At 39.3% G+C, this 14001-nt stretch carries 15 protein-coding genes; 11 read left to right on the plus strand and 4 right to left on the minus strand.

Annotated elements, in window-relative coordinates:
* The first annotated feature begins 86 nt into the window (after nt 1-86).
* The 3 genes from FPV17_RS10365 (at nt 87) to FPV17_RS10375 (ending at nt 2418) form a co-directional block, all read left to right on the plus strand.
* Nucleotides 87-623, plus strand: coding sequence for a D-glycero-alpha-D-manno-heptose-1,7-bisphosphate 7-phosphatase (locus FPV17_RS10365; protein ID WP_035398908.1), 537 nt, complete (start codon nt 87-89; stop codon nt 621-623).
* A 29-nt stretch (nt 624-652) separates the two neighbouring features.
* The gene (locus tag FPV17_RS10370; protein WP_035398910.1) at nt 653-1492 is read left to right on the plus strand and encodes an MBL fold metallo-hydrolase; all 840 of its coding nucleotides are present in this window, start codon (nt 653-655) and stop codon (nt 1490-1492) included.
* 80 nt (nt 1493-1572) lie between these two features.
* Complete coding sequence (locus tag FPV17_RS10375; protein ID WP_144558939.1) at nt 1573-2418, plus strand: PhzF family phenazine biosynthesis protein; 846 nt, start codon at nt 1573-1575, stop codon at nt 2416-2418.
* Between the two features lie 47 nt (nt 2419-2465).
* Here the strand turns inward: FPV17_RS10375 and FPV17_RS10380 are convergent, their stop codons facing one another.
* The gene (locus FPV17_RS10380; protein ID WP_052008355.1) at nt 2466-3206 is read right to left on the minus strand and encodes a carbonic anhydrase; all 741 of its coding nucleotides are present in this window, start codon (nt 3204-3206) and stop codon (nt 2466-2468) included.
* A gap of 327 nt (nt 3207-3533) precedes the next feature.
* Between FPV17_RS10380 and FPV17_RS10385 the strand changes: the two genes are divergently transcribed.
* Both FPV17_RS10385 and FPV17_RS10390 read left to right on the plus strand, forming a co-directional pair.
* Entirely contained in the window at nt 3534-3860 is a 327-nt protein-coding gene (locus FPV17_RS10385; RefSeq protein ID WP_035398916.1) for a hypothetical protein, read from the plus strand.
* A gap of 94 nt (nt 3861-3954) precedes the next feature.
* The gene (locus FPV17_RS10390) at nt 3955-4746 is read left to right on the plus strand and encodes an ABC transporter ATP-binding protein (RefSeq protein WP_144558940.1); all 792 of its coding nucleotides are present in this window, start codon (nt 3955-3957) and stop codon (nt 4744-4746) included.
* A gap of 11 nt (nt 4747-4757) precedes the next feature.
* Here the strand turns inward: FPV17_RS10390 and FPV17_RS10395 are convergent, their stop codons facing one another.
* Nucleotides 4758-5063, minus strand: coding sequence for a hypothetical protein (locus tag FPV17_RS10395; protein WP_144558941.1), 306 nt, complete (start codon nt 5061-5063; stop codon nt 4758-4760).
* A gap of 145 nt (nt 5064-5208) precedes the next feature.
* Between FPV17_RS10395 and FPV17_RS10400 the strand changes: the two genes are divergently transcribed.
* The 6 genes from FPV17_RS10400 (at nt 5209) to FPV17_RS10425 (ending at nt 12046) form a co-directional block, all read left to right on the plus strand.
* A complete protein-coding gene (locus FPV17_RS10400; protein ID WP_144558942.1) occupies nt 5209-6258 on the plus strand; it encodes an NAD(P)/FAD-dependent oxidoreductase in 1050 nt (349 codons plus the stop codon).
* 95 nt (nt 6259-6353) lie between these two features.
* Nucleotides 6354-7403, plus strand: coding sequence for an iron-siderophore ABC transporter substrate-binding protein (locus FPV17_RS10405; RefSeq protein ID WP_144558943.1), 1050 nt, complete (start codon nt 6354-6356; stop codon nt 7401-7403).
* Nucleotides 7404-7456: 53 nt separating this feature from the next.
* Nucleotides 7457-8434 carry a FecCD family ABC transporter permease gene (locus FPV17_RS10410; protein ID WP_144560462.1) on the plus strand — a complete coding sequence of 326 codons (978 nt, stop codon included), beginning with the start codon at nt 7457-7459 and terminating at the stop codon, nt 8432-8434.
* A gap of 26 nt (nt 8435-8460) precedes the next feature.
* Nucleotides 8461-9477 carry a FecCD family ABC transporter permease gene (locus FPV17_RS10415; protein ID WP_246117168.1) on the plus strand — a complete coding sequence of 339 codons (1017 nt, stop codon included), beginning with the start codon at nt 8461-8463 and terminating at the stop codon, nt 9475-9477.
* Nucleotides 9477-10280, plus strand: a complete 804-nt coding sequence (locus FPV17_RS10420) for an ABC transporter ATP-binding protein (protein WP_144558944.1) — start codon at nt 9477-9479, stop codon at nt 10278-10280. The genes FPV17_RS10415 and FPV17_RS10420 overlap by 1 nt, the downstream gene beginning before the upstream one ends.
* 392 nt (nt 10281-10672) lie before the next feature.
* Nucleotides 10673-12046 carry a sodium-dependent transporter gene (locus tag FPV17_RS10425; RefSeq protein WP_144558945.1) on the plus strand — a complete coding sequence of 458 codons (1374 nt, stop codon included), beginning with the start codon at nt 10673-10675 and terminating at the stop codon, nt 12044-12046.
* 37 nt (nt 12047-12083) lie between these two features.
* Here FPV17_RS10425 and FPV17_RS10430 read toward each other — a convergent pair whose 3' ends face one another.
* The gene (locus tag FPV17_RS10430) at nt 12084-13016 is read right to left on the minus strand and encodes a DUF2705 family protein (RefSeq protein WP_144558946.1); all 933 of its coding nucleotides are present in this window, start codon (nt 13014-13016) and stop codon (nt 12084-12086) included.
* Complete coding sequence (locus FPV17_RS10435; RefSeq protein ID WP_144558947.1) at nt 13013-13930, minus strand: ABC transporter ATP-binding protein; 918 nt, start codon at nt 13928-13930, stop codon at nt 13013-13015. The genes FPV17_RS10430 and FPV17_RS10435 overlap by 4 nt, the downstream gene beginning before the upstream one ends.
* Nucleotides 13931-14001: the final 71 nt, after the last annotated feature.

Below are 14001 nucleotides of genomic sequence, written 5' to 3' on the forward strand. Positions count from 1 at the left end.
AAAAGACCGTTTGTATAAATAAAAAACACATAATTTAGATTCAAGAACAAATGCTAGGACAAGAAAAGAACGAAACGGAGGATGACATGAATCAAGCCGTATTTTTAGACCGAGATGGCGTTATTAATGAGGTTAAAACGAACAGAGTAACGTTTGTCAATAAACCAACTGACTTTTACTTACTTGATGGGGTTGGAGAAGCCATTCGATCTTTTAATCAATCTGGTTTCGCTGTTTTTGTCGTGACAAATCAAGGTGGTGTAGGTCTTGGCTATATGACAGAAAAGACACTGCGCACGATTCATGAAAAAATGGTTAAACTCCTAGCTCAACATGGTGCAACCGTCAACGATATCGCATATTGTATCCATCGACCAAATGAAGGTTGTCATTGTCGAAAGCCAGGCCCGCTTATGATCAAGCAATTAAGCGATATGTATGGAGTCGATCCAACAACAAGTATCATGGTAGGCGATCGAGAACCCGACATTAAAGCAGGTAAGAAGGCAGGCTGTAAAACGGTTTTAGTCGGTAGTCGAACGAATGCAAATTATGGTGCAGATGCCGTTTTTAAAACTTTGGCTGATGCTGTTCCTTGGATTTTAAAAGAGAAAAGCCTATAAAGGCAGATGTATTCTTAAGGAGGATGAAAATGAAAAACAAGATGTCCTATGGTGATGACTACAAAACACTCCCACTAACAACAATTGGAAATGGCGTGACCATTCAAGTATGTGAAGATGTCTTTCAATATACAAATGCCTTTGTAAATGTTTTCTTTATTGGCCATTCAAACGTCGGTGACTACGTAGTCGTTGATGCAGGTGTTCCAGGTGGAGCAAAAGATATTATAGAAGCTGCTCAATCAATATATGGCACAAAAAAACCAAAAGCCATTCTATTAACCCATGGTCATTTTGATCATGTTGGTTCTATTATTGAACTTATTGATTATTGGCAAGTACAAGTATATGCACACCCTTTAGAGTTGCCATATCTGACTGGAAAAGAACGATATCCAGAGCCAGATCCAAGCGTCGAAGGTGGTCTATTGGCAAAGATTTCTTCTTTATTCCCTAACGAACCCATTCAAATAATTGAACATGTCTCTGCCTTACCAGAGGGAGAAGTCCCTTTTTTAGAATCATTTCAATGGATTCATACTCCAGGTCATACCCCAGGACACGTTTCCTTTTTTCGTGAACACGATCGGTGTTTACTTGTGGGAGATGCATTCACTACGGTTCGACAAGATCAATTATATGAAACGATTGTTCAAAAACAAGAAGTAAATGGTCCGCCTCGCTATTTTACGACTGATTGGAATGAAGCAGAAAAATCTATTGTAAACTTACAGAAGCTTGAACCGCTAGTAGCTGTTACTGGTCACGGAGTCCCCGTTTCTGGTGAAGAACTAACGTCTGGGTTAATTGCGTTAATAGCAAATTTTAAAGAAGTGTATAAACCAGATTACGGAAGATATGTTGAATAAGTAGCAATCAGGTCTCATGGTATTTTCACTTTCAATTTAAGCATTCTTGCCTTATCCTTTTTTAAAAGGAGTGAATGTTTATGGGTTTTGATTTTCAACAAGTCGATGTATTTACAACTAAGCCGTTTAAAGGAAATCCTGTAGCCGTCATACATAATGGAGACGGGCTATCGACCGAGATTATGCAGGCTATCGCAAATTGGACAAATCTATCTGAAACCACTTTTGTCTGTAAAGCAGATTATCCACTGGCAGATTATAAACTGCGTATCTTTACCCCTCATAGTGAGCTTCCTTTCGCTGGTCACCCAACGATTGGTTCTGTAGCAGCCGTTATGGAGCGGGGGTTAAAGCCAAAACAGGAAGGACGTATTATTCAAGAATGTCAAAGAGGTCTTGTTACAATTATACAAGAGGATGATAGGTTTTTCTTCGAATTACCTGAACCAAAAGTAGAGCATGTTGATGAAGAAATCGTCCAACACATAGCAGAAGCTATTGGAGTTAGCAATGAATACATTGAAGATCGTTTGATTATAGATGTAGGCCCTGTCTGGTTAACATTAAAAATAAATAGAGACGTTAATATTAAACGTCTTAGACCAGTTATGAATCAATTAATGAAGGTTATACCTTCAGGAATAACAGGTGTAACCATTTTTGGAGACAGTAGTAATGTAGACTCACTGTTTGAAGTTCGATCATTTGCTCCAGGCGAAGGCGTACCGGAAGATCCTGTTTGCGGTAGTGGAAATGGAGCAGTAGCTACTATGGTGCGTAAGATGGCATTGCCTGTAACGGAATTTTCAACCAGCCAAGGTAGTTGTGTAGGTCGTGATGGGAAAGTTGACATTCGCTATCGAGACGGCCACATTTTAATAGGTGGCAGGACAGTCACCTGTATAGAAGGGAAGTTAACAGTATAAACAACGATTATAAATTAAAAAGCTGGCATAAGTAGCCAGCTTTTTTATCAATGATAGTGATACCCGACTTCTCGGTTACCTAAGTCTTGAACAGGGCGATAGTTAGATGGATAGATCGATTGAAAGCGATCAAGTTGCTCTCTTGAAACCTCTATTGGCTCATCCAAAACTGTCCATTTTACCCCTTCATCACATGGAGGCGTTGTTAAAGAACCTTCGTATTGAAAGGAATTCAATTCGCCGGGGATGAAATCGTTAGGGTCGAGTACAACGGTTTCCGTAGCTGTACCTTCCTCCGTTGGCATTAAGTCCCATACTTGGTCCAGTGCTTCGTGATGGGCTCCTTCTTCCATTAGCACCCCTAAAACTGCTAAATTATCATTTTTGTCTACATGAACGAGATGTAATTCCATTTCGAAATGTTCATCTTCTAGTGTGTGCTCACTTGGTGTGTGAAAATGAAATTGAGCGAGTGTATACGGTACACCGGCTAGGCGAAGGGTGCTTCCCGTCGATCCGTGCACATCTGCTTGAATGGTATGGCCGTTGTTCTGAACAGAAAATGTTGTTGGTTGATATGTATTGATAAGCGGCCATTTTGCAGAAGATAGATTGCTATACGATAATGCAATTGGAGATTGTTGCTCACCAATCGAACACATCGCATAAGATTCATCGAGTTCTCCCCAATGTTCTGGTCCTGTCTCCCCTTCATAAGACCAAGAAGCTTGTAAGGCTTGAACAGGACCTTGATACGTGAGCGTACTAGCTTGAACAGATGAAGGCAAAAGCGTTGTAGCGGCAATACTAGAAAGAGATAGAGAGATTAATAGATTTTTAATTGGAAACGCCTCCTTTTTTAACTTACGTTAAGATTATCCCCTATAAAAACCCATTAATCTACATCGTTTTCCATTTTCCCAACATGAATCTACCGGTTTTTGTTAAAAAAATAGAAGCCTTATCGATTTTTAAAGCTTCTGTAGAACACTAAGGTTCCTTTTTTAGTGCATAAGTATAAATAGAATCCAATACTTTTTGTTTCAGGCTTTTTTCAGTGCTTGCTGCCATTCTAGGTTCATATAATAATGGTGATAATGAAAAGGGTGATCCGAATGGAGAATCAAGAGGAACAAGAGAAACTTAGACTATCAGAGGATTGTTTTTACTTCGAAACGCTTATTGACGTCATTTCATCGACATTGTTTTTTTTAGGCGTAAAAATAGGAAGAGATGTTTCAAGAGTCAATCAAACGACAACGCCATTATCTGATGAAGACATGGAAGAACTTATTGTCTTTTCTGGGGCATCTTCAACAGTAGGTGGGCTACGTCATTATCAGGATATAGAAGATCTACTCGTTTCATTACAAAAAGATTTACATCATGTTGAGAGAGAATTGAACGAAATGAAACGAAAAATGAATCACTATTACCGTTGAACGAACATGAGAAATCAATTAGATTGAATCGTGCAAAAAATGTGTGAAAATGATACGATAGGAAGATCCTTTTTAAGCGAATGGAGAATGCGAAATGACTCACATAGTCACGTGCCGAAATGTCACATTTAAAAGAGATGGACAGCAGGTGTTAAACGATATAAATTGGACCATTAACCAAGGGGAGCATTGGTGTATACTCGGATTAAACGGGTCTGGGAAAACGACTTTACTGAATTTAATCAACGGCTATGCTTTTCCGACAACAGGAACGATATCCGTATTAGGGAATGAATTCGGTAAAACAAATTTACCTAATCTTCGAAAAAGAATTGGTTACGTCAGTAGTTCGTTAGACCGCTTTTTGCATATTATGCAAAATGAAACTGCAGAGGAAATAGTAGCAAGTGGTAAGTACGCTTCCTTCGGCTTATATGAACATTTATCCGATCAAGAATGGCTGCGTGTGAATGATATTCTTGAAGCACTTCGTTTACAACATTTGAAAGGCAAATCATTTTCTGTTTTATCTCAAGGCGAAAAAAGACGGGTCTTAATTGGACGAGCTTTAATGAATAATCCTGACATTCTCATTCTAGATGAACCGTGTACAGGTTTAGATGTATTAACACGTGAAGAGTTAATCAACGTAATGAATGAAATTAGTGCAAGAGGAAGTCACATCATTTATGTTACGCATCATATTGAAGAAATATCTGATGTCATAACCAATGTATTAATGGTTCGTGATGGTGAAGTGATAGGATCTGGTCGGAAAGACGAAGTACTGACTAATGAATCATTGTCCGCTACCTTTAAATTACCGGTGAGTGTAAGATGGTTGCACGGTCGCCCCTGGCTTAATATTTCTATACAAGCCAATTAAACCTCTCGAAATTATGAGAGGTTTTTGGCTGTTTTTCGACGTTGGTGTTGAAGGGTGAAGCCGTAAACAATACAAGAAATGAGAATAAGTATCCAGATGAGGTCGCGATATGTATCAAAAGAAAGGGTGAAAAAGCGGTGGCTCATTTCGAAGAGGAACCATCCTAATGGTAATAAGGGAAATGCATAGATACTCGCTTTTCGATAGCCTTCAGTATTTGTTTCTTCTTTTGCTTCTTTTGATTGAAAGAATTGGAGCTCTTTGTATCCATAATAAAAAAATGGAATAAGCAAGGACGCTCCTATTAGTACGATCATGTCTATAGCCCCCTTTATCTATCCGGTTATAGAAAGGGTATCATGGCATTGGATCAATGTAAAAACGAGATGGGAGAAAAAAATGATAAAATATATTGATAATGAGAATCTTTATCAGTATTATTAAAGAGAGAGGAGTGATTGTATGCAGAATGAATTACAGCTTTATGATATCACCATTGTTGGTGGAGGACCTGCAGGCCTTTTCGCTGCTTTTTATAGTGGTATGCGCTCAATGAAAACAAAATTAATCGAAGCAAGCCCTTATTTAGGAGGGAAATTAAATAGCTATCCAGATAAGATGATATGGGATGTTGGAGGACAACCGCCAATTAAAGCAAAGCAACTCGCTAGGCAGCTTATAGCGCAAGCAATGACGTTTGATCCAACTATTGTCTTAAATCAACAGATTCAAGATATTGAACGTACAAGAGAAGGGTACTATATCATCCAGTCCAGTACAGGTGAGTGTCACCTTACACGTACCATCGTTCTTTCGATCGGGTATGGTACAAAAAGTGCAATAAAATTATCGGTTAAAGATGCAGATAAATATGAGAATTCAAACCTTCATTACACTGTAACAGACGTAAAACAATATAAAGGGAAGCGTGTATTAATTTCTGGTGGTGGAGACTCTGCTGTTGATTTTGCGAACGCTTTATATGGTATCGCCCATGATGTAATGGTTGTTCATCGTCGAAACGAGTTTAAAGGACATGAGCGAAATGTAGAAAAAATGTTTACTAATCGTATTCGGGTTAAAATGCCGTTTGCCGTTAAACGACTTGATGGTGATCAAGCAAGGATTAATGCTGTAGAGATTGATCAAGTAGATGATAAAGGTGTCTTTTTGAATAGATGTGAGCATGTAAAAGTAGATGCAGTCATTGTCAATCATGGAATGAAGGCAGACATTGGAGGAATTCGAAACTGGGGTCTAAAAACAGATGACAGACATATTCTCGTCAATAATAAACTCGAAACTGGAAAAGATGGAATCTATGCTGCTGGTGATAGCGCGATGTTTGGCAACAAAATTCATCTGTTGGCAGGTGCATTTACCGATGCGGCTACAGCAGTAAATCATGCAAAGACTTATATAAAACCAGAGTCAGCCATGGACATTTTCATTTCTTCTCATAATCCTGTTTTTGATGAAAAAAATGAAAGGATCGAACAGGCTGCAAAATAAAATTGACTTTCGGAGGAAGGTACACTAATATAATTGATATCGATTATCATTTTCAATTATAAAGAGATGTACATAGGAAGAGGAGAACGTACGATATGATTAAGCTTAACCACTCATCTAAACTATTTTTGTTTTCTACAGCAATGATTGCTGCACTAGCAGGTTGTTCAGATAGCTCTAATGACACGTCTTCAGACGATACAGATGCTACTGTTGATAGCAGTACGGAAGAACAAATTGTCATTGAACATGCATTTGGAGAAACGGTACTTGACTCAGTACCTGAACGTATTGCCACCGTGCAATGGGGTAACCAAGATGTAGCTTTAGCATTAGGTGTTGTGCCCGTTGGATTCTCTGCTGCCAATTTCGGTGTACAAGATGATAGCGGTTTACTACCATGGACAGCAGAAAAGCTTGAAGAACTAGGTGAAGAAGACCCAAATGTTTATCAAGACACAGATGGGCTAGACTTTGAGGCTATTGCTGATTCACAACCAGATGTGATACTCGCTGCTTACTCAGGTATCACAGAGGAAGATTACAATCTTTTAAGTGAAATCGCACCAGTTGTTGCGTATCCAACTTCTCCTTGGACAACGTCTTGGCGTGATCATGTGTTGATGAATGCAGAAGGCATGGGTTTGAAAGAACAAGGCGAGCAACTGATTGAAGATACAGAACAGCTCATTGATGAAAAATTAGCTGAATACCCAGAAATTGAAGGGAAGACCGTCGCTTGGGTAAACTTCTCTGCAACGGATACGTCTAATTTACATTTATATACACCTGCAGATACACGGGTTGCATTCTTAACAGAAGAATTAAATATGGAATTTCCTCAAGAAATTAAAGATGAGCTACCGAACGAAGAAGACTTTTCATTAAGTTTAAGTGCTGAGAATGCAGATATCCTTAATAATGTTGATGTTATTCTTGGTTATGGAGACGATGAATTATTTGAAGCGTTACAAAAGGATGCTCGTCTTGGTCAAATTCCTGCTATTGAAAGAGGATCAGTGGCATTTATTAATGGTGGCTCTGAATTAGGAGCAGCTGGTACACCGAATCCACTGTCGATTGCTTATACTATTGATGAGTATCTAGAGTTAATTGGAGATGCGCTGAATCAGGCAGAGGAGTAAATCTGGTGAAGGTCGATGTGAAACGCCATCGCTATTCACCTAAGCACGCAACAATGGTTATCGGCTTTTTATTAGCGATGCTACTTGTTAGCGTGCTTTCCTCTGTTGCTTTTGGCTCCCGTGTCATTACATGGAATGAATTACTTTCTGGCTTATTTGACTCTGAATACGACACTTATAGCGCAAGTGTCGTACGAGAACGAATTCCGCGGACAATTTTTAGTTTACTTTGTGGAGCCGCTCTCGGCGTATCAGGTGCACTTATGCAGGCTGTGACACGAAATCCAATTGCTGACCCTAGCATTTTAGGTGTGAATACTGGGGCAGCCCTATTTGTTGTAGCAGGGTTAGCCTTTTTTAATATCAGTACAACGAATCAATATATATTGTTTGCCATTGTGGGAGCAATGCTCACAGCCGTATTTGTTTATGGAATTGGTTCCATGGGACGGGCAGGCGCCACGCCTCTAAAACTTGTATTAGCAGGCGTAGCTACAAGTGCCGCACTTTCTTCTATCGTAAGTGCCATTATGCTGAATCGGACTTATGTGATGGATCAATTCCGCTTTTGGCAAGTGGGTAGTGTCGGATCGGGAAGTTGGGAATCCATTTCGACTTTCTTACCTTTTCTTGTTGTTGGACTTTTTGTAGGAATCCTTTCTGCGTCTGCATTAAATGCACTAGCGCTAGGTGATGAAGTTGCAACCGGTCAAGGCGTTCGTACAGGATTACTGCGTATAACGGCTGCATTTGCTGGTGTTATTTTATGTGGAGCTACTACAGCTTTAGCTGGCCCAATCGGGTTTATTGGACTATTGTCTGCTCACCTCATTCGTCTATTACTTGGCGCTGATTTACGCTATATTATTCCGCTTTCTGCCATTGCAGGAGCAGTTATTCTAACGATTTCCGATGTTGCTGGCCGCTTAATTGGCAGTCCTGGTGAACTTGAAGCCGGTGTCATTACTGCCTTTATAGGAGCACCTATTTTAATCTTATTTGCGATGCGCATGAAAGTACGTTCACTATGATGAGACATACACGGAACACCCATTCTATGAAAAAGATTCAATTAGGACGTAAGAAAAGACAATTTCGCTGGTGGGCGGTCAATGTTACCTTATTTAGTACTGGTGTTTTACTTTGCGGTGCTATGCTAATGCTAGGAAATACGATCTACCCTGCAAATGACGTATTTCGCGCTTTGTTAGGAGAACAACTCGGGAGTATAAACTTTGCCGTTAATACGATTCGATTTCCTCGAATGCTTGCTGGTTTATTTGCTGGTTTTGCTTTCGGTATTGCCGGAAACACCTTTCAAACGATGTTACGGAATCCCTTAGCCAATCCAGATGTACTTGGCATTACCGCAGGTTCTAGTGCTGCTGCTCTATTTTGTATTCTTGTACTACAAACGAGTAATAGCATCGTTTCGATTGTAGCGATTCTTGCTGGTCTCGCAACCGTTGTGCTAATTTATGGTTTATCAAAAGGAAGAACGTTTTCAGTCGGACGTCTTATTCTTGTTGGAATTGGCGTACAAGCAATGTTAAGTGCAGTCATCTCCTATTTACTAATGAGAGGGGCGCAAGAAGATCTTCCTTCAGCAATGCGTTGGTTAAGCGGAAGTTTAAACGGTGCACAACTAGACGCTATCTATCCACTCATGTTAACGGTTATCATTTGTTCACCTGTTGTCATGTTGTTAAGTAAGCACTTGAGCATTTTGGAATTAGGAGAGCAGTCTGCCACATCCCTCGGACTAAATACTGATCGTACCCGCATGCTGCTTATTTTTGCATCCGTATGCATGATTGCGCTCGCTACAGCAACGACAGGACCGATAGCATTTGTAGCATTTTTAGCTGGTCCAATTGCGAAACGCTTAGTTGGATCGGGTCTTTCAACCGTTCTACCTGCAGGGCTTGTAGGGGTAAACTTAGTTTTAGCTGCTGACTTAGTTGGCCAATTTGCGTTTGAAATTCGCTTTCCCGTTGGAGTGATTACGGGTATGTTGGGAGCGCCATTCCTGCTTTATTTACTTATACGTATGAACCGGAAGGGAAGTTTATAATGAAAGGAACTCACCAGTTTGAAACAAAAGACATTGTAGCAGGCTATGATGGGACAACCATTTTAAATGATGTCAGTTTAGTGGTGCCAAACAACAAAATAAACGTTATTATAGGAGCGAACGCTTGCGGCAAATCGACCTTATTAAAAACGATGGCACGTTTATTAAAGCCGGATAAAGGTTCCATTACCCTTGATGGCAAAAAAATTCATGACATCCCCCCTAAAAAGTTGGCAAAAGTACTCGGTCTTTTACCGCAATCACCTATTGTTCCAGAGGGAATCACAGTAGCCGATCTTGTTGGTCGAGGAAGATTCCCTCATCAATCTATCTTTAAAGGCTGGTCAAAAAAAGATTATGAAGCGGTTACGGAAGCAATGGACATGATGAAGATTACAGAGCTCGCTAATCGTAATATCGATGAATTGTCTGGTGGACAAAGGCAACGCGTTTGGATTGCAATGGCGTTAACGCAACAAACTGACATTTTGCTTCTTGATGAACCGACTACATTTTTGGATATTACGTACCAAGTGGAAATTCTTGATCTGCTAACGGACTTGAACCGTAAGCATGGAACGACAATTGTTATGGTTCTACATGATATTAACCTTACTGCCCGTTACGCTGATTATATCTTTGCTTTAAAACAAGGCCGTCTTATAGCAGAAGGCTTACCAGGGGAAGTCATCACGAGTGAACTTATCCAAGAAATCTTTGAATTAAAATGCGATGTAATTGCCGATCCTGTTTCAAAAACACCATTGGTAGTTCCAAAAGGACGTCATCACGTAAATGTGTGAACGAACCATGCTGACAGCTGTCAGCATGGTTCGTTGCTATGTATAACCACTTCTTTACATTACCTCCTCGTCATAATAATGCGTGTTAGCAAAGGAGGCGGAGGACGCTTTAGTTAGTCCATCACATAATAACTGGAAACGGTAAAAGACTAAGAGGAGAAAGAAGTGAAAAATGTTCTTGCTGAAAAGACATGTTTTTGTTACGATTAGAAAATGTTTTTAAATAAATAGGATCTTCATTGGAAAAACTGAAACAACCGGAAGACATGCTAGCGATTCAATTGTCAGAACAAGCTGACATAAAAATAAATGTCTGTTTCAAGTGGACATATCTGTTTTGCTATCTAGTGGTGTTTTCACAAGGATCTAGAAAAAAGGAGCAAGTTTACAACATGTCAACAAAGCAACAATGGTCCTCAAAGTTAGGGTTTTTATACGCAACTGCCGGAAGTGCAATTGGACTCGGTGCAATATGGAAGTTCCCATATATTGCAGGCACAAGTGGTGGGGGCGCTTTTTTCGTGCTTTTTTTGCTGTTTACACTTTTAATTGGTGTTCCTCTGCTAATTGGTGAATATATGTTGGGGAGACATTCTCAGGCGGATGCTGTAACAACGTTTAAACAAATGGCACCTACATCAGCGTTTCGTTTTACTGGATGGCTAGGTGTGGTGACTTGTTTTCTGATCCTGTCTTTTTACAGTGTTATTGGTGGTTGGTCCATTCTTTATTTAGGCTCGTCTCTTTCTGGACAACTACATTCATTAGATGCTGATGGGTACGCCAAACGTTTTGGTGAATTAATCGCAAGCCCTTATTTAGCAGTAGGTGCGCAAGCAATCTTTCTTGCTCTTGCTGCGGGTATTGTATCAAAGGGTGTGCAAAAAGGAATTGAAAAAGCGAGTAAGTGGATGATACCGATTTTATTTATTCTCTTGCTTATTCTAGCTGGTTACTCATTGACATTGGATGGGGCTCAAGAAGGATTGAGGTTTTTATTTTCACCAGACTGGAGTACTGTATCAAATGACGTCGTTCTGTTTGCGTTAGGGCAGTCTTTTTTTGCTTTATCTCTTGGAGTGTCCATCATGATTACATTAAGTTCCTATGCATCAAAGCAACAAGATCTTCCACTATCAGCGATTACCCTTGGAGGAATGAATATTCTCGTTGCTATGCTTGCAGGTATTATGATCTTTCCAGGCGTGTTTACCTTTCAATTAGAACCTACTGAAGGGCCCACTCTTATTTTTGCAGCAGTACCAACCATTTTCTCACAAATACCGTATGGACAAGTGCTTGTCGTATTATTTTTCATTTTGTTTTTCTTTGCAGCTTTGAGCACAGCTTTTTCGCTATTAGAAATAGTAGTTGCAGCGTTTATAAAAAAAGATGCTAGCAAAAGACGTCAAGTCAGCTGGACTGTTGCTTTGCTTGTCTTAGTAATGGGTATTCCATCTACTTTATCGTTTGGCGTGATGAGTGAGCTTAATCTTTTCGGAATGCCGTTTTTTGACCTTATTGACTACACGGTATCTAATATACTTATGCCAATCGGTGCATTGATCATTAGCCTATTTTTACTATTGAAAGTACCAAAATCGGTTTTAAAGAAGGAGTTCCGACAAGGCAGTATGTTTGGACGGAAACTATTTGTTATTTGGTATAGCGTGATGGTTTTGATTGTGCCAGTGGCGATTACAGTTGTGTTAATGGATCAATTGTTCGGTCTAAATGTACTATCTATTTTAACAGTCTTATTTTAAAGAAAAAAATTCAGCTCATAGAGCTGAATTTTTTTCTTTAAGAAGGTTTAATCTCGCGCTTATGAAAGACCAATAAAGCGATTCCGATAAAAAGCAACCAATAACAAAATAGGACGATAGAAGAGAAGAGAGGACTAATTAACTCGGAAAGAGGCATCCCATCCATAACGTATTGACTTAGATCATTGACAAACGGCAAAAAGATAGCCCAATCGTAAAAGTCCAATAATATAATGTTTGCTACTAGTCCTAGAAATTGACCGGCAATGCTAATGGCAATGGCCATAATATCACTCGAAAACATAGCTGAAATAGCAAAAGCCAACGTAGCAAGTAAAATAGTCATTGGCATGTTAGAAAGAAATACAAGAATGGATTGAAGCCAGTATGCTCTTTCTCGCACTTCTCCATCGACTACGTATAGATGAACGATTTGATTATCAAAGCCGAAAAACAATGCCCCAATAAGAAAAGATGAAATCCATAGAACGGCAAGAAAGGTAAACGCGTAAATGAGTACGGCTACATATTTTGATAGCAGTACTTTTATACGCGAAGGTGGCCGTACAAGCAACAATTTGATTGTACCTTGTTTAAATTCTGAAGAGACAATGGTTGCGGCAATCGCAATAATAAATAAACTCACAAGCATGATGACGCCATTGTTATTCATGGTGAACATCCATACACTATCTGAAACCGCATAATTTGGAGGAATATCTTGTTCAAGTCGATAGTTTGCAAGTAAAATCTGTTGATCAGCAAACGGTTCTTCTTCTCTAAACTCTTCATAATAAGTAATATCTGATTGAACGGATGCGCGCCAATCTGAATCAAATTGAAGATAGGTAGAGGCATTATGCATCAAAATAGCGGTTAATAAGGTGAGGGCTACGATGAAAATAAGCATAATCCACGTACTTATGCGTGCATTTTGCTTCATAAGTTCATTCTGAATTAATCCAATCATATGTTGACACCTTCTTTATTTGTTAAATGAAGAAAGCGATCTTCTAGACTTTCTTTCGACTGGATCACTTCTTTCACATTGACTTCGCCGCTTAATTGACGAATAAATTGTGAAACCTCATTATCGTTGAGTAAGAGAGAGAGCTTGCTTTCTTGAATCACTGCTTGATGATCGAAGTTTTTGGCGATAGCTAACGCAGAATCGAGTTGATCCTCTTGAACGCGTACTTCGAAACTAGACTGTTTTTTTTCTTCATTGCCAACAAGAATCTCTTCATGAACCATTTTACCTTCTTGAATGATCGCAAATCGATCACACATCAACTCCATCTCACTCATTAGATGGCTGGAAACGAGAACAGCTAAACCTTCTTCCTTCGCTAATTTTCGTAAGTATGTACGTATTAAGCGAATGCCTTCTGGATCAAGGCCATTTGTCGGTTCATCTAGAATGAGTAACTTAGGGCGATGTATGAGTGCTTGCGCAATACCTAAGCGTTGTTTCATTCCTAAAGAGAATGTTTTCACTTTTTTATCAATAACGTTTGTTAGCCCGACAAGTTCAATTAATTCATTGATGCGATCATAGTCAATGGCTCCATTCATTCTGGCAAAATGGATCATATTCTTTCGAGCAGTTAAATGATTATACATCTCTGGATTTTCAATAATCACACCTACATGTTTAATTGCTTCACTATAAGAAGATTGTATACTGTAACCAGATATAAATAGATCACCACTAGTTAAAGCGGAGAGACCTACCATCATTCGAATAGTTGTTGTTTTACCAGCACCATTGGGTCCTAAAAAACCAAAGACTTCTCCAGCATTAACGGTAAAGCTAACATCTTGAACAATTTGTTTACCCCGAATTGTTTTGCTTACACTTTGAAGTTCAAGTATTGAATTCACTCTCTTACCTGCCTTTCGACTTCATTCAGCGGAACACATAAAACCATTATCTTCATTGTACTATGAACGGA

The sequence above is a fragment of the Shouchella miscanthi genome (assembly GCF_007725405.1).
In the GTDB taxonomy this organism is placed as follows: domain Bacteria; phylum Bacillota; class Bacilli; order Bacillales; family Bacillaceae_D; genus Shouchella; species Shouchella hunanensis.